The organism is Aminobacter sp. 01T433 (assembly GCF_056398585.1).
Genome location: NZ_JBFTPR010000015.1, coordinates 62,448 through 81,735, shown reverse-complemented (window position 1 = coordinate 81,735; position 19,288 = coordinate 62,448). Strand labels below are relative to the sequence as shown.

General features: G+C 54.4%; 16 protein-coding genes. 8 read left to right on the top strand and 8 right to left on the bottom strand.

Annotated elements, in window-relative coordinates:
* Positions 1-14: 14 nt before the first annotated feature.
* Entirely contained in the window at positions 15-2,036 is a 2,022-nt protein-coding gene (locus AC1DLV_RS22995; protein WP_476802341.1) for an ATP-binding protein, read from the bottom strand.
* A gap of 208 nt (positions 2,037-2,244) precedes the next feature.
* Between AC1DLV_RS22995 and AC1DLV_RS22990 the strand changes: the two genes are divergently transcribed.
* The 3 genes from AC1DLV_RS22990 to AC1DLV_RS22980 all read left to right on the top strand — a co-directional run bounded on the left by AC1DLV_RS22990 (position 2,245) and on the right by AC1DLV_RS22980 (position 5,445).
* Positions 2,245-3,600 (top strand): SNIPE associated domain-containing protein, encoded by a 1,356-nt coding sequence (locus tag AC1DLV_RS22990; protein WP_476802340.1) that lies wholly within the window; start codon positions 2,245-2,247, stop codon positions 3,598-3,600.
* A gap of 25 nt (positions 3,601-3,625) precedes the next feature.
* On the top strand, positions 3,626-4,753 hold the full coding sequence (locus tag AC1DLV_RS22985; RefSeq protein ID WP_476802339.1) for a lysozyme inhibitor LprI family protein: 1,128 nt from the start codon (positions 3,626-3,628) through the stop codon (positions 4,751-4,753).
* Between the two features lie 128 nt (positions 4,754-4,881).
* Entirely contained in the window at positions 4,882-5,445 is a 564-nt protein-coding gene (locus AC1DLV_RS22980) for a hypothetical protein (RefSeq protein ID WP_476802338.1), read from the top strand.
* 71 nt (positions 5,446-5,516) lie between these two features.
* Here AC1DLV_RS22980 and AC1DLV_RS22975 read toward each other — a convergent pair whose 3' ends face one another.
* A complete protein-coding gene (locus tag AC1DLV_RS22975; RefSeq protein ID WP_476802337.1) occupies positions 5,517-6,272 on the bottom strand; it encodes an NYN domain-containing protein in 756 nt (251 codons plus the stop codon).
* Between the two features lie 60 nt (positions 6,273-6,332).
* The gene (locus AC1DLV_RS22970) at positions 6,333-7,070 is read right to left on the bottom strand and encodes a DUF4431 domain-containing protein (protein ID WP_476802336.1); all 738 of its coding nucleotides are present in this window, start codon (positions 7,068-7,070) and stop codon (positions 6,333-6,335) included.
* 171 nt (positions 7,071-7,241) lie between these two features.
* Between AC1DLV_RS22970 and AC1DLV_RS22965 the strand changes: the two genes are divergently transcribed.
* Both AC1DLV_RS22965 and AC1DLV_RS22960 read left to right on the top strand, forming a co-directional pair.
* The gene (locus AC1DLV_RS22965; RefSeq protein ID WP_476802335.1) at positions 7,242-7,706 is read left to right on the top strand and encodes a DUF995 domain-containing protein; all 465 of its coding nucleotides are present in this window, start codon (positions 7,242-7,244) and stop codon (positions 7,704-7,706) included.
* A 76-nt stretch (positions 7,707-7,782) separates the two neighbouring features.
* Positions 7,783-8,490 (top strand): DUF1194 domain-containing protein, encoded by a 708-nt coding sequence (locus tag AC1DLV_RS22960; protein WP_476802334.1) that lies wholly within the window; start codon positions 7,783-7,785, stop codon positions 8,488-8,490.
* Positions 8,491-8,643: 153 nt separating this feature from the next.
* On the opposite strand, the gene AC1DLV_RS22955 is transcribed toward AC1DLV_RS22960, so the two are convergent.
* The 5 genes from AC1DLV_RS22955 to AC1DLV_RS22935 form a co-directional block, all read right to left on the bottom strand.
* Positions 8,644-9,240, bottom strand: a complete 597-nt coding sequence (locus AC1DLV_RS22955) for a hypothetical protein (RefSeq protein WP_476802333.1) — start codon at positions 9,238-9,240, stop codon at positions 8,644-8,646.
* 78 nt (positions 9,241-9,318) lie between these two features.
* Positions 9,319-9,648, bottom strand: coding sequence for a competence protein CoiA family protein (locus tag AC1DLV_RS22950; protein WP_476802332.1), 330 nt, complete (start codon positions 9,646-9,648; stop codon positions 9,319-9,321).
* Positions 9,649-9,737: 89 nt separating this feature from the next.
* Positions 9,738-10,805, bottom strand: a complete 1,068-nt coding sequence (locus AC1DLV_RS22945; RefSeq protein ID WP_476802331.1) for a COG3904 family protein — start codon at positions 10,803-10,805, stop codon at positions 9,738-9,740.
* Positions 10,806-10,868: 63 nt separating this feature from the next.
* On the bottom strand, positions 10,869-11,699 hold the full coding sequence (locus AC1DLV_RS22940; RefSeq protein WP_476802330.1) for a hypothetical protein: 831 nt from the start codon (positions 11,697-11,699) through the stop codon (positions 10,869-10,871).
* A gap of 31 nt (positions 11,700-11,730) precedes the next feature.
* Positions 11,731-12,636 carry a hypothetical protein gene (locus AC1DLV_RS22935; RefSeq protein WP_476802329.1) on the bottom strand — a complete coding sequence of 302 codons (906 nt, stop codon included), beginning with the start codon at positions 12,634-12,636 and terminating at the stop codon, positions 11,731-11,733.
* Between the two features lie 506 nt (positions 12,637-13,142).
* Between AC1DLV_RS22935 and AC1DLV_RS22930 the strand changes: the two genes are divergently transcribed.
* The 3 genes from AC1DLV_RS22930 to mobF all read left to right on the top strand — a co-directional run bounded on the left by AC1DLV_RS22930 (position 13,143) and on the right by mobF (position 19,025).
* Positions 13,143-13,568: a hypothetical protein gene (locus AC1DLV_RS22930; RefSeq protein WP_476802328.1), complete on the top strand. Its 426-nt coding sequence runs from the start codon at positions 13,143-13,145 to the stop codon at positions 13,566-13,568.
* A gap of 188 nt (positions 13,569-13,756) precedes the next feature.
* The gene (locus AC1DLV_RS22925; protein WP_476802327.1) at positions 13,757-14,002 is read left to right on the top strand and encodes a hypothetical protein; all 246 of its coding nucleotides are present in this window, start codon (positions 13,757-13,759) and stop codon (positions 14,000-14,002) included.
* 10 nt (positions 14,003-14,012) lie between these two features.
* Positions 14,013-19,025, top strand: a complete 5,013-nt coding sequence (gene mobF / locus AC1DLV_RS22920; protein WP_476802326.1) for a MobF family relaxase — start codon at positions 14,013-14,015, stop codon at positions 19,023-19,025.
* Positions 19,026-19,288 lie beyond the last annotated feature (263 nt).

Below are 19,288 nucleotides of genomic sequence, written 5' to 3'. Positions count from 1 at the left end.
TGCGTCGTGCTCAATTATCGGGACAAATGCACTTCTTGTTGGGCAGTTGGAGCGGGCTGTGACCCTTGCGGAAATTCCGCTCCCACTCGCAAAATGGAAGTTTTCAGCTGGGCAATTCGTTCCCCGATCTCCTCCGCAGTCACCTCGATCTGTAACTTTTCCTGGATGAACTGCAGACGGCTCTCGGCGTCACGGATCAATTCCGCCCACGATTTAACCCAGACCCTGTGGTTCGGTTTGTCGAGATAGAGGCCAACTGGCCAATTCTTTTGGGTGATCCGTTCCTTAACCACGGGGTCATATTCGCCGCTGACCAGATAGAAATTCCAGAATGTGGACGTTCCTATGAAGTCTGGCTGGGCAAGGATTGCGTTAACGTAATCCTCGAGCTGATCGAGTTCCTTCCGACCGACTACTAAGGACGGCCGCTTCAATTCAACGAGTATAAATTCCCGATGTCGGCGATCGGGGTGGGGAACCACACGGCCCATAAAGGAGTCGATGCGGCCAATTTTGCCGTCCGGTTTCCGCGCTCTTGCCCCTTTTGCCCGCTGAAGCGATAGTTCTTCCGAAACGCGGCCCATAATCTTGGTCAATCCGACCTCGGCCATTGTAAAGTGAAAGTTCTCGCCGAAAATCCAGGTATTGTCTCGGATTAGGACGTCCAGCTCTCCGCGCTCCTTGATGGATTGTCGGTGTTTTGGTTCGAAAACCATCTCACGAAGAACCTGCAGTGCAACAATACGGTCCGCAATGAGGCTGGATGCTGAGATGATGTGTCCAAGCTCGGTCTTCTGGAGCAGGCTTGAAAACTCGTCCTGCCTTGTTTTCGGGAGGTTGAATACCGCACGAAGGATGCGTGAAACCGATTCTGGATTGTGACTGATCGCTTCCCGAAGCAAGCCAAGGGTGATCTTCTTCAGCGAGTTGTCGGCTTTTTTGAAGTCTCGCGAATACGAAGACACGGCGTGAGTGGCGATATCGAAAACCTGCCGCTCTCGTCTCTCGACTTCGTCCCGCGGGTCACCCTCGTAGGGGTAAACGCCAGCATCGATTAATTCCTGGATCAATTCACCAGACTTCTCAGCCTGGCGTGTTCGGAAGTAGTCCCCGACCAAGTCCCGTATGTGTTCCAATACTCTTGCGAAATCTGGATCCGTCAGCCCGTCCACCTCCAACAAGTTGGCGTTGGCGATTTCTTGAAAGAACGGGGAATACGCATAAACAGAGAAATCGAAGCCCGGCGCGGTGACATTGGCCGCTTGGGAGCCGAGAACGACGCCACTTTCGCCGCCAAAGTAGATTTTGCGGCTCCCGGCTTTGGACTTCCATTCGATGACCCGTAGGGACATGTCCTTCACAACCCTGCCAGGGCAAACAATGATCGCTTGCGGGAAATCGTGGGATTTTTCGATGGTCGCGTTCGGGTCCACGCGATGGCCGTCGTAAACAACGCTGACGCTTGGATATTGAAGGATATATGGAGCGAAGATGGCTCCAAATTCCGACCTTGCTTCCTCGCTTGTTAGCCAGTCGAACGTGTCCTTGAGCGGGTTCAGCTCGAGGATCGTGCCTCTTGATGCGCCGCGTGCTGCCTGCGCGGGCTCCGAGACGGAGCTTTTGTGAAGTGTATCGGCATCAATTGCGATGGACAGAGAGAGGAGGCTTCCTTCCTCCTCGTAGACGGAGGCCCAGTTGGCTTTCGACGCCAAGGAGTAAAATTTCAGCCGACCTTGGCCTTCTTTGCCGTGAATCACTCGAGAATTGAGTGCCGTGCGGCTGGTTTGAAGTTTCCACGAGTCGCCCAGGCTCTCGAAGTCATGTTCTGCCCGCGGTTTGCTGATTCCAGTCCCGTTGTCCCTGATCAGGATGGAATGTAATCCACCCAATGGGTTACGTGAGAATTCGACCGACACTTCATCGGCATCAGCATCGAGTGCATTCCAAACAAACTCGGCCAGTGCTTTCACATAGTCGCGCGTACTCGCGACCTTTGCCAGATGATCATGTTTTGCTTTGAGTGTTAATTCCGTCATATCGTCCCCCGCGTAAACCTATCAGGTCGTCAGTGTTGGTAAAAGCCCGGAGAACGGGTTTGCCGCCGAAGGCTCAATGCTGTGCCATCCATGTTGAGCGCTCGTGGATGGGCTCACTGGATGATGGACATCGCAGGCTAAATCGTCAGGATAGGTGTGGGGAAGGTAAGCTTGCTGGTGGAAGCTTATCGCATGTTGGGGTGAAATCTTGGAAGAACAATCTAATAGCATTGCTGTCGTCGTTGCGCTTGCGTTTCTCGCGTTGCCGTTCTTGATCGCATTTACCTCTTACAAGTGGTGGCGATCAAACAAGTCAGTCGGTTTGCTAAATGAGCGATTTCGCAAGGTAATAGATGTCGATGAGGAGGTGGCCAGGTTGAAAGGCCAGGTCGCCGTTGAGAGCGAAGAAATCGATAAGCTTCGAGGGCAGTACAAAGACAAAAAACAGATTTACGATCGCCTAATTGCTGAGGTGGCGATCTTCGATGAGCGCTTGGCCTTTGCGGAAATGGGCGTTTACGAACCTCATTTCGATTTCACCGATAGCGACGAGTACAAGGCGGCCGTTTTTTTGGTGCGAGAGCGCCAGAAGACCATGATCTCGGACAAGACGGCCGTGATTTGCACCACAAAGTGGTCAGTCGACGGAAGCGCGTCGAAGGGTCAAACGATGACCAATCGGAACATTCGTCTAACTCTTCGAGCATTTAACAACGAATGTGATGCGGCAGTGGCTAACACACGCTGGAACAACGTCAATGCGATGGAAAAGCGTATCATTCGAGCGCAGGAGCAGGTCGACAAGCTCAACGCATCGAATTCGATTTTTGTAGCCAATGAGTTCCTAAAACTGAAGCTCCAGGAGCTGTATCTCGCCCACGAGTATCGGGAAAAGCTCAAGGAAGAGCGCGAAGAGCGAGCAGAGGCGGCCCGCCTTGCGCGGGAGGAACAACGTTTGCTGCGTGACATGGAAGAGGCTCAGGAGGAAGAGGCTCACTACGAGCGAATGCTTGCAAAGGCGAAGGCTGAAGCAGCCAGAATTGTTGGCCCCCAACTCAATGCTTTTAGTGAACAAATAAAGGTGCTTGAGCGGGATCTAGCCGAGGCTCACGCCAAGGTAGAACGGGCGCAGGCGATGGCCGAGCGAACCCGTTCTGGCTATGTGTACATCATCTCTAATATTGGGTCATTCGGTGAGGACGTTGTGAAAATTGGGCTCACTAGGCGGCTTGATCCGTTGGATCGCGTCCGCGAACTTGGCGATGCGAGCGTCCCATTCATATTCGATACTCATGCTATCATCTACAGCGACGACGCTCCGGCGTTGGAACGCGCTCTTCACACTGAGTTTGCAGCGACACGCATCAACGCCCAGAACTTTCGCAAGGAATTTTTCAAGGCCTCCCTCGACGACGTGGAGACAGCTGTGAAGCGACTAGCGCCCAGTGCTTCTTTCTTCAAGGACGTCGAAGCACAAGAATATCACGAGACCATCTCAAAGAGGCGCGAGGCTCTAGAGCGGACCACGCATGTGGAACATACGCTTTTTCCGGAAACGATTTAGGTCAGAGATGCGAAATTTCTTCAAAGTGGCAATCACGCTCTGGGCTATCACCTTGGTCACCTCTATTGCCCGGGCAGCCGATATCGAATTGCTCGATATCCCTGGACAGTCCGTCAAATTCGTAAGCATCAAGGGCGAGATTTTGTCTGGCGACGGCGCGAGGTTCGTCGACGTCGTCGAAGGCCACGACCGCGTTTCCGTCATTTTGGAGAGCCGAGGCGGCGTGGTAAAGGAAGCTCTCCAGATCGGCGCAGAGATCCGTTTGCGCAATTTCGCAACGATGGTTCTCCCGGACGACGAGTGCTTTTCAGCGTGCGGTCTGATCTGGGTATCGGGAGCCAGACGCTATATGTCGCCCACCTCGAAACTTGGCTTTCATGCTGCATATCGCGAGGAAAACGGCGAATACAAGGAATCGGGTGTAGCAAACGCCGAAATCGGCTCCTTTCTAACCCATCTGGGTCTACGTATCGAGGCTATCCGGTTTTTCACGATCGCAGGGCCGACTGAGTACCTTCGGCTTACACCAGAGCGGGCGAGGGCGCTCGGTATCGAGGTTTTCGAGCAAAACGGGACGGAGGTCACAACACCATCGGAGGCACCCACAGCGGATATCCACGCTGACCGGTTCGTGAGCTACACACTCTTGTTGTCCAAGTGCGGCGACCTTCTCGAGCCCGACAAGGCCGTTATTGATAGAGCGGTGAAGAGAGCTTTCGATGAGGGAAATCGGATCGTGGGTGGCGATAAGTGGATCGATCTTTGGACACCTCTGCTCGACGAGGTGAAGGCGCAGATCAACTCAAAGGGCATCTTGGCGCTATGTCTTGAGGTTGAAGCCCAACTTCGAGGGCAGGGCCAGCCTACAGGCGTCGACGGCCCAAGCTTCGCATGCTCTGCTGCTTCAACGTCAACAGAGCAATCGATGTGTGCGGACGAGGCCCTCTGGGCGAAAGATCGTGCAATGAATGCGATCTATTTCTATATCCGAGGCTATGACAACGCGAAGGTTCGGAAAGCGCTCCTGGCAGATCAAAGACAATGGCTGAAACAGAGGAACGCATGTGGTGGTAATACTAGCTGCTTGAATTCTGTCTATGACGAACGCCTTCAGCTGTTTCGTGAGGTCGATGTTTCACAGCCAGTTAATTAAAAAGGGCGAATGTCAGGCTGCCCTGAATTCGCGGATAGCGTCGAGTGCGGGCTCAGTCAGACCTCAACAGCGACCAGGGTTTGCTTGACTATTCAGCTTAGTCGTAGCCTTTTAACGTAGGAGGCCACTTGGCGACACGTGTTACCAAACAGAATCGCTCACGCGATCCATGGTGGAAACGGCTCGCAACCGCTTATGCGGTAGTTGCGGCGGTCGGAGCCACGGCGGTGACGCTGGTCGTCAACTCTGACAAAATGGTAGGTCTTTGGCAGAGCTATTTCCTCGATTTACCAGAGAATCTTCGCATAGGTGACGAGAAGCTTATAATCACAACTGTTGGTGTAGAGGGTCCAGTATTTGCTCCAACAATTGAAGATTACATCGTCCGTATTAACTATGTCGTCTCGATAGATAAGCGCATTCGCGAAACTGAATGCAATTACAAGTTCATGGGTGCCGACACTTATGGGCAAATGTATGCACTGTCTTACTTCAAGGCCCCGTCGTTTGCAATAGAAGTTGGAGTGGAGGCGTCGGATCAAGACCTCTTGATCACAAAACTGCCGATACCGAGTCGTGATTTTGTTGTGTTCTTTCGCGTGGAATGCGACGGCGTCACCTCTAACGCTATTACGTTTACCATTCCCCGCAAGCAAACACAGAGTAAGGCGGGCCTGAACAGGGCTGGATAGCACATATTGAAGTTTCTCAGCTGGATAGCAAGGCGACTCAATATTGGTCGCCGATATTCGGCTTCCGGTGTCTAGGCATTCTTGGATGGAGGACGGTTCTGCCCTGTGGGCTTTATGCGAATTCGCATTGCTCCCCCTTCGGGCTGTTCAATGTCGAAATCGTTGGTTTTCCGGACCAGATCGCTCAACTTGCGGAAGCCAAATGTCCGAGGATCGAAGTCGGAGGCCAGGTTGGCTAGCTGGGTGCCGACTGCAGCCAACGACACCCAGCCGTCTTCGCTCTCCATTTGGGCGATGACTTTTTTGATTATGGGGGTGGCTGCCGTCGGCGACCGCAGAGGCTTGCTGATCGTCGCGTTGCCTTGGCTGCTTGGGTGAGCCGCCACAGACAAGTTTTCCGTGTAAATGAACCGCCGACAGGCTTGGCGGAAACTCTCTGGGGTCTTTTCTTCGCCAAAACCGAAAACATCGACACCCTGCTCGCGAATGCGGGCCGCAAGACGGGTGAAATCGCTGTCCGATGAAACAAGACAGAAGCCGTCGAACCGTCCGCTGTGAAGCAGGTCCATGGCGTCGATTACCAGTGTGATGTCGGAAGCGTTCTTGCCTGTTGTGTATGCGAATTGTTGCTGTGGGATGATCGCGTGTTTCGATAGAATGTCGGCCCAGGCCTTCGATCGTGTACTGGAAAAGTCTCCGTAGATCCGGCGAACGCTTGCTTCGCCAATCTTGGCGATTTCCTCAAAGAGGCCGTCAGCTATCTTTGCTGAGGCGTTGTCAGCGTCGATGAGTACGGCGAGACGAGGGGAGCGGACTTCTGCAGGCATGGTGTTCCAATCAGATCTCAGTTTCCAATCGCGGCCATCCGCAGTGTCAACAATATGCAGCTAACAGCCGCTTTCGGCGCGGATTCCAGAAATCAGGTTTAGATCGCCTTCTTGCCTTGTGGTCACTACCGACGAGCCGTCGCATACCTTTCCGTTTTTGCTCTCAAACTTGTAGCGCGCTCGGAATTGGTTTGGGGCGAGCTGGTCGAGATCGATCAGCTCAAGCGGCCGTTTCAGGGTGCCGTAGAAATCGGAAAGAGCCTTGGCAGAAAGCGGGCCTTTGCCACGCTTCTCGGGAACGATGTTCATAGCAGCCGATGCGCCATCGCCGATCTCGAGAGCGTAGTAAAAGGCCTCGACCGTGGTCATGGCGACGGATGGATCGGCAGGGTCTGAGAGAGCTGCGGCCGAGACCACAGTCATGAGAAGGGGAGCATGGTGGTGCCCAGTGTGACCACCAAAAAGTTCCTTCCCGACAAGGCTTACGGACTTGCCTAGCCATTGGCGGAGGACATTACTGTCATCAATGAGGTGAATTCGATCGACGGGCGCGTTGTCTGCGAGAAATTCGTCCCCCGTCACACATATCGGTGTGTGCAGCGTCAGGATGTAGGCTGGCTCAGGCGCATCCCCTTGGCGGACATCCGTGTAATTGGGCGGCCCAGCAAATATTGGGCGGGAGAGATCGCCAGTTACCTCGAGCTGCTGATCTTTCAAGATGTCTAGGCAGGCAGCCGATGCGAAACTCGACATTGCCCAGCCGACAAAAGTCAAAAGTAGCGGCAGCACAAGCTTCATTGATGCGTCCCCACGCTGTTCGACGAGACGAGGATAGTATGCTGCCATCGAAATAGCATTCGGAAATCGGCGTAAGATGGTCTGTCGGCTATGGCATAGCCCATTTGGGTGTTTCACGATCCACTTCTGCGAACGATGCTTACGGGGCCGTTCAACTAGCAGGAGGATCCCATGAGCAAGAGCATCATCGTACTGTCTGCTATCATGGCTGCGCTAATCCCAGCCACGAGTCTGGCGGACGAACTCCCCAAAAACGCTGTGCCGCTGACCGCTTCGGAGGCCCGTGAACTCTATTCTGGAAAAACGACAAACTGGTCAAAGAGTCGTGCCTATTTCGCGCCCGACAACACCTACCTCATGTACGGAAAAAACAAGACTTGGTACGGGGAAGGCACTTGGACCGTCGATGGCAACAAGGTATGCGGCAAGATCAAAACTACCTCGGTCAAGGACGGAAAGTCTGACACTGGTGGAGATTGCTGGACCTGGTATCGAGTAGGAAAGAAGTACATGACATTATGGAGCGGGGAAAAGAATCAAAGGAAAGGCTACTACGACGGCGAGCTCAAGAAGATGAGCTCCGGGGACGAAGTCTCAAAAATTGTTGCAGATCTCAAAAAGAAATCAGGGGCCTAATTCCATCCGACATCAACCTAAATGAGTTGTCGGCATTGGTCGAAGCCATCATTCGCATGTCGTAGGATTGAACTCCATGCGCGGTTTGCTGATCAGATCGCTTTTCGCCGCCTTATCATCTGGGCTGTGGAGCTCGGCGCAAGCCACCGATGTCGATACCGCGATAGTGTTCGCGATCGATGTTTCCGCATCCATCGATCCTGTTGCTGCAGACACACAACGTAACGGACACGCAGATGCACTGATTGCGCCCGAGGTCATTGCAGCCATTGCGCGAGGCGGCACTTTTGGATGTATCGCCATCACCTATGTGGAGTGGGCGGGTCGTGGCCATATGCGCTCAGTCCTGCCGTGGAAGACGATCTGCGGTGCAGATGATGCACAAGCTGCGGCGACTATCATCAGGCGAGACGGTGACTTAGGTCTCGGATGCAGGAACAATTGCAGCACGTCAATTTCATTCGCCATTGATCTTAGCGGCCTGCTTTTTGACCGGTACGTAGGACAAGCTGTCAAAAAGGTCATCGATATCTCCGCCAACGGCACCAACAATGATGGCCTTCCAGTTGCCGTGAGCAGATTGCGAGCGATCGAAAGGGGCTACATCATCAATGTGATCGCTATGCCTGCCATGATACGCGGGGTGAAATACGATCTTACGGACTATTTTGCAAAGGCCGTGATTGGGGGGCCAGGCGCGTTCGTTATCATGCCGAACTCCGTGCATGATTACGCATTTGCCCTGCGTCGAAAGCTGGTGATAGAGATCGGTGCCTTGGAGTGAGGCTCTAGGTTCACCTCGAAAACTAGCCAATTTCCAGACGATACTAGGTCCTCGGGGGCGTCGCCCGGGACGCCTTGAGGTTTACCCTTACGTTGCGACAGGCCACTCAATCGCGTCTGAAACGGAGGAATACCACTGCGATAGCGTTCGGCTTTATGGTCGGGAAACTATCGGGTCTACTGACCACGTGTCCTGCCAGCCTCTATTATCAAGCACTTCCTTCCAACCATCGCCGACGCGGATATCAAAGACATCCAACGGCTCAGAATCCCATGTCGCATCGAGTTCATGGTACTCGCCGATCAGTCTATCGCAATGGGCACAGCCGTTGCTCAGATACCTGCGTTCTTGCTTGCTGCTGTACCGATTTTTGATGGCTCCAATCTCCTGGACGGCTACCAACCGTCGGAGAACCGGGTCTGCGGCTTTGGGATGCTCCCCGAGGCTTGGAACCGTGATGATGAATTGTCGGTTGGCCACCACTATCTCGAGGCAGACCACAAGACGTGTTTCCGCCCCGCAATACCAGCAGAACATCGTGCCAGTTCGGATGCGGACAGTTGCCTCCTGATCCGGCTGCAAGCCAAATCTTAACCGCCCTCCAAAGGCCGCCGATAGGAATTCCTCCATCGGCATCGCTTGATGCCAGCGATGCGGATTGCAGCGATCACGGGCGAGCAATTCATCGGTGGCTGGTAGCAACGCTGTCAGACCCTCATCCAGGCTCCCGCCGATGCAGGCAGCAGGCAATGCCTTCGAAATCGGAAATCCAGGTTGTCGGAGCAGCCATAGTCCGCGGACACCAGAGGCACGGTATCGTTCCTGCCGTCACAATGTTTCGTTGGGGGTCTGCCCAGACCATTGGATCTCGATGGCGATCTTGTGGGGCCCCTTGGTCGCCAGGACGTCGGCTTTCCAGGCCTCGCCATCTGGTGTCGACCCCAGGATCTCAGTTTCCGCGGCCCAGCCTGAAGTGCGAGCGGCCTGGACGGTCAGGCGTTTGAGATGCAAATGCTCCTCGGTCTCGGGAGCCCAGTCACAGACACCGACGGCTTTGTGAGCAAAATACTTAGTGCCGAGGCGGGACCGCTTGAGGGTTACCTGCGCCTGGCAGCACGGCATCCTGAAGTGACGGTGGTGGCGGTTCTTTTCGGCCAACGCCTGCCATTCATCATCCGATAGGTCGAATGATTGGACGCTGGTGCCCTGGTGGTCGAGACATCGAAGTGGCATTGCACCTATGGCACTTAGACGCAATTGCGAAGGGCGACTGACATGTTTGCTTTCGCGCCTGTTGCTGACATCGGATAGTAGAAATATGCGCTGAAAACCCGAGCGATATCGGCATCGACTTTCAACTCCCCTTCCTCTGGGAGGCGAGACGGGTCAAAGGCTGGCATCCGGATTTGCAGCTTGTATACACCTTTGGAAAATGATGCCGCGACAGAGGTCGCGTCGACTGCCGTGTTGAATACGGAAAGAGAGCGAAGCCCAGGAACGGGATCTGTGAATTCGCTTTCTGGAAAGAAATCGAAAGGACGGGTTATCAGTAGCTGGGGCACTTTATCAGAAGCGCAATAGACAGTCGCGGTTGTGCGCTCGTCGGCCGATTTTGCGAACGCGACGACCCCCTTTCGCCAAGGTTCGATTTTCCACGAACCGATGAGGTCCGGATCGTATCGAACCTTCCACTCATCCAATTCCTGATCGCTCAGAAAATGCATGTTCGTTGGTAGAATTGAGGAGGCCTTTGAGACGAAGCGGGAGTCTACCCCCATCTCAACTGCGTAGTTAATGAGCAGGGCCGAAAGGATCTGATTAGTGGAAAGGTCCAACGCGCTATAGATTGGCTCATCCGGCTTCTGGAGTGCTACCTCGTTGTAAAATTGGTGGATACCAAGCGTGCCAGCGTCCGCACGACGCTCCACCCCTCCTAGAAACGCAAAGGCGCAGGCAGACGCGCATTCACCAGATTGTCTTGAAAAGTAGTTGTCGAACTCGGGTTCGGGAACTGTTTTCCCGACGGATGTACCCCATTTGGCGTCGCGGATCATTAGCCCCATTTCCAGAGCTGCGACCAGATTTCCGCCAGGCGAATTGAAAACAAACTCCCCCATCTGATGCTGGGCCAAGTGTTCGCGCAGTCGATTTGGGGTGTCTGGTGTTATGACCCCTTCTGCAGCAGTCCACACGCAGCCGTTGCAGTTGCCACCAGTACCGACAAGCCGAAACGTCATGTCGTCTTCGGCCGCAGCAGCTCCCTGCATACCGATGCCAAGCGCTAAGACGAGCGCGGCTGCCTCTCTCGTTAACATCTATTGCCTCCCCAGTGGGCGCATCGAGCTACGAACGTGCCGCCCTGTCAACAATACAGTGGGTTATTCCTCTTCCCGCAGCACGAAGGAGGCGGGATAGCCCTCACCCCATTTCCCGAAATCCTCTTCGCCCTCGGTATGAACCTGAAGGATTGCCGAGGCGGGCAGCGGTTGGTTGAGATGGAGATCGAGGTTTCTGGGGTAACGGTCGTAGCCCAGGGTGAGTGCGAACTCGTCGAAGGCGTTGGAAGCCGTTCCAGCGCCAGTGTCACCGCAATTGACCGCCGAGAGCGGGACAGCGATTTCGATGATGCGGCCCTTGCCGATACCCTTCAGGAGATCGAGCGTGTCGCCATCGCTACCCGTCTGAAAGGCCCAGTAGGCTGACTCACCACCCCAGTGGTCGACCAAAAAGTTCACTGCTTCGTCTGCGGGATGGATCGGGGTGGCAGTCGTCCAGAACCCGTCCCGGTGTCCAAACTCTTCCGGGCGGGCGAGGGCGGTATTTTTAACGATGCGATTAGCTTGCGCGACCGACATCGTTCCAGAATTGACCTGGTGATCGACACGCTGTCGAAGGAAATCGACCGATGTCGTGACTATGCCCACGGTCTTGAAAGCGTCGACCTCGTCGTCGGTCATGCGGGAATAATGGAAGGCACGAAACGTCTTCGAAGACAGGATAGGGCCGAGGGCATCAACGGCCGCTCGATATTCCTCGTAGTGCGCATTCGAGGGCATCTTGAAGCGGATGCGTTCGCGAGGATCCTGCGGAGGCTTGATCTCGTTGAGTTCGATCTCGCGGTCGAGATAGCGCGTTACGATTTCCTTGCTACGCCCCAGGTAATCGCGCACGTCTTCGGCGTAGGTATTGATGTCCCAGAGATCAATCATTCTTCGATATCGCCCCTCAGCGGTTGCAGGCTCACTCGTAGCTTCGCGACACAAAGGACGATGGATATCCCGCCCCCATTCTCCCGTAATCCTTTTCGCCCTCGGTATGAATCCGAATGACCTTAGCTACTGGTCCTTTCTCTTGGAAGATGGGCGATGGTTTTTCGATTTCCAGATCTAGAACCCGGGGCGAGCAATCGTAGCCCAGGGTTGTGGCAAAGGCCTCAAAGATCCTGGAAGTTATCCCTCCGAAACCTGTGCTGCTGCTCCAATGGTATGAGGCCGAGATCTCAAATATCCGACCACGGCCAATGCTCTCAAGGATTGGAATTATTTCGCGAACGACGTCTACCATCTCGGGATGGACTTTGTTTCGTTTGCCTTTGGCGAGCTCTGTCTCGGCCCACTTCCAATAATAATAGCAGGTGTGCCCACCCCAAAATCGCAGATGCGAGCTAACATGGTCATGGTTGATAGGCATGGGCATCGAGGTCACCGAAAAGCCGCCAAGAAGGACTGGCATCGTTGCAAGCTTGAATTCACTTGATCCCAAGACGTTGGTAGCCAGCTCCTCCGATAGAAGGCTGTCATCGACTAGTCCGACGAGCCGATGTTCTAGGAACTCTTGATTGTTTGGTTTGACGCCATGCTCACCAATTATCTGAACCTCAGCTTCGGTCAGCCTGGTGTAGTGAAACGTGCGAAATGTCTTCTCTCGCAGGATCCGATCAAGACCGTCTACTACGTTGTGATAGGGTGCCTGGAACTCGTTCGGAGGCAGATGAAAGACAAGCTCTTCGATAGTGTCTTCTTCGGGACGGACGATATTGGCGATCCTGATCTCGTCTTCCCAATATCGCCTGACAATATCCGCGTTTTCATTCAGATACGAACGTATGTCGTCGGTGTAGGTGTTGATGTCCCAAATGTCGATCATGCGAATTCCAAAATGGTCGTTCCGGTCGTCAGGCTGTCCATATGGAATTCGACGGATTAACTTTTCGATACCGATCTGCGGGTGTTTTGGGCTCGACTTTTGACGATGTCACTTTGTGATTTTCAGATTGCTTCGAGAGGGTTGGCTATCGCCTATTTCAGATTTGATATCGGCTCATGCCGAATGAATTCTCAGTCCCCATTATTGTATTCGAAATCTTCGAGGTCATGACGGCACCTGGTGGTGTGGATTTCGTAATGGGGACTTGGAGTAGACACAGACCGCATCTGCGATGGGCTGTGTCCCCTGCGGGGAGCATTGGGAGGCCCCAAACCCCTATTGAATCCTAGATAATTCGCGGTTGACCACCATTGACATATGCGCCGCCGACAGGCCGAATACTAATGATATCAATCGGATGCGCTCAACGGTAACTATCTGGGAGGCATTGATGAAGACTGAGGTGATGCCTTTGAATGGCCTCACGAAGCAGCAAGGAGGCCGGAATGAGCAACACAGCGAAGGCAACAGCGAGCGAGAAAACGGTAGCGTTTTCGGTCAAGCTGAAGCCACGGCAGAAGGCCGAATTGGATGCCTATCTGAAGCACATTGCGGCCCTGAAAGGGATCGCCATCGGTGACGCATTGATGCTCGTCCTGGGCACCATGAAGACTTATGGCGAACTGCCAGCGATCATCCACGAAGGCTTCAGCGATTTCACCTCGATCACCATGCAGAGACTGGACGAGATCCATTCAATGCTCATCCTGACCGCCAATGGAGGCGACATCGGTGCCGCCAATGAAGTCGATCTCGACCACCTGTTCGAGCACATTTCGGTTGCTGGGGAAGACGACAACGAGGACGCTGATCGGGAGCCTGTTTTGACGCGTGCTAGTCCCAAATCGATGAGAAAGTGGAAGTCTTTTTGATTTGCAATTGTATTCAGAAACGTCAATCATAAACAAGAAAGGGAAGCGACATTATCACCGTCATTAAGCCAGAAGAGACCGACAGCGTAGACGCACTTGAACGTCAGTCGGAGGTCTGTCTGATCGCGAGTGGGTGGGTGATCCAGCTTTTCGCGCGAGCGCTCAGGGACAATCCAATTGATGCCGAGATGATCGCCTTGGCGTTCCTCGATGCAGTAGTGGATTTCAATGGTCACCTTCGGAAAGCAGGCATCCGTCTGACGACGATTGGCGGCCTGCAGACGGCGGCCAGGGGGAGGCCAACTCTCTCGATGCAGCTCACTGGCGATCGGGACAGCCTCGAAAAGCTGAAAGCCCGCATGGCATTGTTTGATGCTCTCTTCACCCTCGATCTCGCAGCCCGTGTGGCCGTTTCAATGCCTTCGGGCGAGTGAGGGAGGTGCCATGCTTGATGTGAATTCGGTCGCCGACATCCAGTACTTGATTGGAAAACAGGAAGAAAAAGAAGCCGCCACTGAGGGAAAGGTTCGGTCATCGGCTTCTCATGAAGAGCGAGTTGCCGCATTGAAGTCTGGCACCAAGGTCTGGGGGGGCAGCAGCTACTATGACCAGGAAAGCGAGGCAGATGGACGCCCATGGCGGCCAAAGCTGAAGAAAGAAGACCTCCATTTCATCTGCACGCCTGAGGACGGCAAACCTGCGCGTGTCGGCCGCGGCCGTCGAATTGCCGACGGCATTGATTTCAGCAAGCCAGTGGCTACCAAGGTCGCTCGCTTGCTGTCCATGGGTTACGACCCCGTCACCAAAGAGCGATTGATCAAGACTGCCTGCGCTTACCACGAGAAGAAGCAGCGATACCCAGAAAAGATGACCGACAAGGATCGGGCACCTCGAGCTGGCTACGATCTGACCTTTTCAATCGACAAGCCAGTTAGTGCTTTGTGGGCCGATGCGCTCGCTCGCGGCGACCTTAAAATGGCAACTGCGATCGAAGATGCCCTGCGATCTGCCGTCAACGATGCCAAGCAGATGATGCACGACAATGGGATGTTTCGCACACGGCGCGTCACCAAGGATGCTGAGGGGAAGCGTACCGAGTTTCTCGAACCCGCCAGCGACGTGGTCTTGTTCGATTTCCTGCACCGGACAAACCGAAACGGCGAGCCGCAGTTGCATGTGCATTCACTCCTCATGAATGTTTGCATACGCCAGGACGGAAGTGTCGGCACGATAGATGATGGTGAAATCCGGCACATGCGCCCCGTATTCGACGCTGCTTTCAAGGCTTCTTTCTATGAGCGACTTCGTCAGGTCGAAGGTCTCGAACAGGTAGTCCTGGCCAAGGGCGAACACGACATCAAGATCGGAGGCGTCAAACAGGAGCTCGTCAATTCCCTGTCAACTCGCCGCCAGGAAGTCCTTGATGCGCTCGAGGAACGTGGTCTGACCACCAAGGATCGGCGTGCTGCACAGGTAGCGGCTAAGGCGACGCGTAAATCTAAGGACGAGCAGCCCCCGATTTTTGAACTCATCGGCCGATGGAATGACATCATCAAAGAACACACCGATGGTGACCCCTTGCTATCCAAACTGGAAAAGCCAGATCCGGTCTCCGAGGATCGCGATACTAAAATGGTGCGTGTTGCCATGGAGGCTGTTGAACGCCTCGGACACACCCAGACCATCGTCGGCGAGCGGGATGTTCTGACGGCTGTTTATCGATCAGCCCAGGGCGAGTTCGGCCTCAGGGAAATTCCCGAGGTCGTGAACCTCGTGAAAGAACGCCTGCTTGTACTGAGTGAGTTCGATTCCGATGGCCGCGCAATGTGGGGCATCCGTGACCTGGTCGAGAAAGAGCGCTCTTTCATGAACATGTGTCTGAACTTGCCCACGATGCCGTCGATGGCTGCGGACAAGCAGATCGAGGCCATCATAGATAAATACCGTGCTGATCCCGAGAAAGGAATTCGAGGCCTAAATGACGAGCAAAAGGCGGGCATTCGCTACGTTCTGAAGTCCAGTTCGTCGATCTCGATACTGGAAGGTTCGGCGGGCGCTGGTAAGTCGTTTACATCAGGTCGCATCAAGGAAGTCCTCGAGCCAGCTGGGTTCAGCGTTTACGGCATCTCGCCCTCATGGAAAGCCACGGATGTCTTGCGCAAGGACATGAACCTGCAAGACGACATGGCCAAGGCCTGCGCCAAATTCATCGCAGAATTCAAAGTCGGAAAACTGAAGATCGACAGCAGCACGATCGTCGCGATCGACGAGGCTGGCATGGTCGGCATCGACGACATGGAATTCATTGCGCAGGCCGTCACGGTCAACGGTGGTCGCCTCATTCTGCTCGGAGACACGCAGCAGCTGTCGCCAGTGGCCGCTGGATCTCCGATGACAATGGCCCGCGACGTCATTGGCAGTCATCGCTTGAACGTCATCATGCGCCAGAATGATCCAGACAATCCGGAGCGATCCGCCCAATACCGTGAGGCTTCAGCTGCGTTCGTGAAAGGGAAGAAGGACGACATCGAAAATGCGCTCTCCATCTACCGTGACGAAGGCAGAATATCCTTCATTGCCGATCTCGATGCGACCTATCACCAGGCGGCCGATAAATTCATCGAGCTTTATGACCCAAAGCGGCCCGCAGAAACCCTGATCATCACAAACAGGAACTCGGATCTTCACGCGATCAACGCTGAAGTTCGGAAGTCCATGATCGAGGCGGGGATGCTCGGCGATGATGAGGTTGCAATCGAGGCGCTCATCAGGAACGCCAAGGACAAGGAAATCGGCGAACAGCTCCATCTAAGGGCAGGGGAACGGGTGATTTTCGGTGAGCGTCTGGAAACTGCCAAGAGCGGCTTGCCGATCCCGATCAACAACTCAGATATGGCGACCCTCAAATCGGTGACGATTGATCCAAAGACTGGGGAGCCGATCCTAGAGCTTGTTTTTGACAAGGACCCAGCGAAGATCGTTCGCGCCACCCCTTCCCAGCTAACTGGCTTCCGTAAGGAAGGCGACAAGGCAGTTCCGATGATGCAAGCGGCCTACTGTGTCACCGTTTACGCAGCTCAGGGCGCAACGGTCGACCAGGTCATAGTCGCTGACTGCCATGGTATGGATTATCGCCTGACGTATGTGGGCATGACACGCCATCGCCACGACTGCCATCTGCTGGTCAATGTCGGCCGCATTGAGGAAAATAAGGCGGCAAAGGCAGGCATTATCCTGGTTGAATCCGATGGGCACTTGTCGATCCCCGACAAAGAGGACGCTCGCCAGAACATCGCACCCGATGATTTCAAGTTTGGACCAGAAGACTGGTTCAAATACATCGTCCACGAGGCTTCCATCACGGACAACAAGGCCAATTTCACAGACCTCCAGCCATATGCTGGCAAGGAGAAGCTGAAAGCGTTCCTCGCTGACGATAACTGGATCCAGACACATTTGTCTCGACTGCAGGAAACCGTGAAAGGCGGCATGCAGATTATGGAAACCCGCATCCTTAACAATAAGGCCCGTCTCGATGGCGAGATCGGCGCGTCCCTTGCGGCCGTAAAAGCTATCGTTCAACCTAAACATATCGAAGGCACGGTAAACCCATTCCGCGGCCTGAAGGCACCGTCACTGGCACCAACCATGGAGCAGCTAGGGAAAAACAAGGAGAACCACATGGACGATCGAGCAATAGATAATCTTCGAAACCGCATGCGCGGATTTGCTTTCAAACGTCCGCTGTCGGCTGGTCAAACTCCTGTGGTGCCCCCAAAGCCAGTTGATCAGAAAATTGAAGTGAAAACCTCGAAGAGGATCTCCGACGCGGAGAAGCAGGCATTCTACCGCGCGGACCCGGTACCTTTCATGCTGCGCAATGGTGCCGTCCTCGATCCGGCGAAGGAAAGGCAGAATTCTTCGGACCGAGTGCATCTGTGTGATGGCTTGAAAAACGGCGAGGGGTTCAACCGTTATACCGTTTCGCGTATGCCCGACGGCAGATGGATCTACAATCAATGGAACGACGGCACCCAGAAAGGTCTGGTCGACGGTTGGATGATCAATAAGGGCGTAGTCTCGAGCTATCCAGAAGCCTGGCACAAACTTCGTGACGAATTCGGGACGGACCACCTGAAGGACACCAAGGTCGTTGTCGCTCCCGCGATCGAGAGGCCGAAGACGACATACGAAGAATACAAGAGCACCATTGCGCAGCAGCTTGCTTCCACAAGCTTCAAGGATGATGGCCGTGGTTTGCCTGCTAAAGCCCGCCTGAGGGAAGCGATTGCAATCGCCGAGCGCGAAGGCGCATCCGCCAACGAAAAGTTTCGGGGGCGCATAGCTGATAAGTGGCTTAAGTCCATTGAGAACGGGGCTGCACTCGACGCGGATAAGCAGGCTCAGTTCGTCGCGGGAAAAGCACGCGACATGCTGGATGAAGGCAAATCGTATCACGACTTCCAATTCCGCTTCGGCATGCAAAAGCCATGGGCTACTGACGCGTACCCGAAGGAGCGTGGAATTGAACGCGCGACCATCAACTTCTTTGAGGACGACGTAAAACGCCAGGTCGTCAAAGATCACACCGATGGCAAGTGGAAGGCTGGATTGGCCTTCGCGCATCGCGACGTGGTGAATTTTGGCACTATCACTGGCTACGAAGCCAAGCTTCCGTCAGCGCAGACCTCTAGCGGCACCGCCATGCGCACGACTGATTTCTCGCAAGGTGAAGGCAAGGGGCTAGGGATGATCGGGCCGAAGAGAGGGCAGATCGACACCATAGTTGTCGCAGAATCTGGAATCGATGCTCTGTCCTGGTGGCAACAGCGCAAGCTTCCTGCGAACTTTCTTCAGATGTCCGATGTTGAAAAAGAGGCGGCTGCGAAAAAGGTGCCCAATGATACCTTGCTGTTGTCGACAGCGGGGGCATCCTCCCAACATGGTCTCAATGGCATTGAGCTCCTAGCAAAGGCGAACCCGAGCGCCAAATGGGTGCTTGCGACCGACAATGACTACTCCGGATATAAATTTCGTGAAGACGCCAAAGCGGCCGTACTGAAGGGAAATGTCCGGGCCGAGATCAAGGCCGATCATCCTTCCTCAATTCTCTACAAAGACTGGAATGATGAGATCCGCAGTAAAATCCGTAGCACCGAGGATTTGCAGAAGTCGGCCGACAAAATGGCTCTGACCACAGCGTTCGTGCGGCGAGAGGTTGAGGCTTTCGAGAAGAAGCATCCGAGCGTCGACCTGGCTGCATACGAGGGTATCGGTTCGAGGGATGCCGACGAAAAGGCCGAAAAAGCCGCGGAGGCCAAGGCAGCTGCCAAGGTCACTCCTATGCAGGCGTTGTTCATGTGGCCGCCGAAGACCAATCAGCCAGATCTGGACGCTCAGCGACTGGCCGAAGAGGAAGCCAGACGCCAGCGTGCTGCTGCTGTGATGAAGATGTGAGTGGTAGGCGGGTCCACCACCTAGTCCGTCCGAAGGGTTTGACTGGTGCAGTCGCCTCAACAGGGCGCTACCGGAGAGTGGAAGCTGCAGGCCTATTCGCCACGATCACCCGTTGCGGCAGAGTCTGCGGCAATCTCCAAAAGTTAAATTGTCTGAAGCGTTCGGATCCCCCCAATCAGAAATACGCTGTTGACTATGAAATGCCATGCAGTGGGCGGCATTATCGATACTGACTTACCCCTTGCTAGAACAATACCGCATGC

Excerpts from the sequence above, each read along its gene's own strand:
- AC1DLV_RS22995 (WP_476802341.1), bottom strand. The coding sequence starts at position 2,036 with ATGACGGAATTAACACTCAAAGCAAAACATGATCATCTGGCAAAGGTC.
- AC1DLV_RS22975 (WP_476802337.1), bottom strand. The coding sequence starts at position 6,272 with ATGCCTGCAGAAGTCCGCTCCCCTCGTCTCGCCGTACTCATCGACGCT.
- AC1DLV_RS22970 (WP_476802336.1), bottom strand. The coding sequence starts at position 7,070 with ATGAAGCTTGTGCTGCCGCTACTTTTGACTTTTGTCGGCTGGGCAATG.
- AC1DLV_RS22965 (WP_476802335.1), top strand. The coding sequence starts at position 7,242 with ATGAGCAAGAGCATCATCGTACTGTCTGCTATCATGGCTGCGCTAATC.
- AC1DLV_RS22960 (WP_476802334.1), top strand. The coding sequence starts at position 7,783 with ATGCGCGGTTTGCTGATCAGATCGCTTTTCGCCGCCTTATCATCTGGG.
- AC1DLV_RS22945 (WP_476802331.1), bottom strand. The coding sequence starts at position 10,805 with ATGTTAACGAGAGAGGCAGCCGCGCTCGTCTTAGCGCTTGGCATCGGT.
- AC1DLV_RS22940 (WP_476802330.1), bottom strand. The coding sequence starts at position 11,699 with ATGATTGATCTCTGGGACATCAATACCTACGCCGAAGACGTGCGCGAT.
- AC1DLV_RS22935 (WP_476802329.1), bottom strand. The coding sequence starts at position 12,636 with ATGATCGACATTTGGGACATCAACACCTACACCGACGACATACGTTCG.
- AC1DLV_RS22930 (WP_476802328.1), top strand. The coding sequence starts at position 13,143 with ATGAGCAACACAGCGAAGGCAACAGCGAGCGAGAAAACGGTAGCGTTT.
- AC1DLV_RS22925 (WP_476802327.1), top strand. The coding sequence starts at position 13,757 with ATGATCGCCTTGGCGTTCCTCGATGCAGTAGTGGATTTCAATGGTCAC.
- mobF (WP_476802326.1), top strand. The coding sequence starts at position 14,013 with ATGCTTGATGTGAATTCGGTCGCCGACATCCAGTACTTGATTGGAAAA.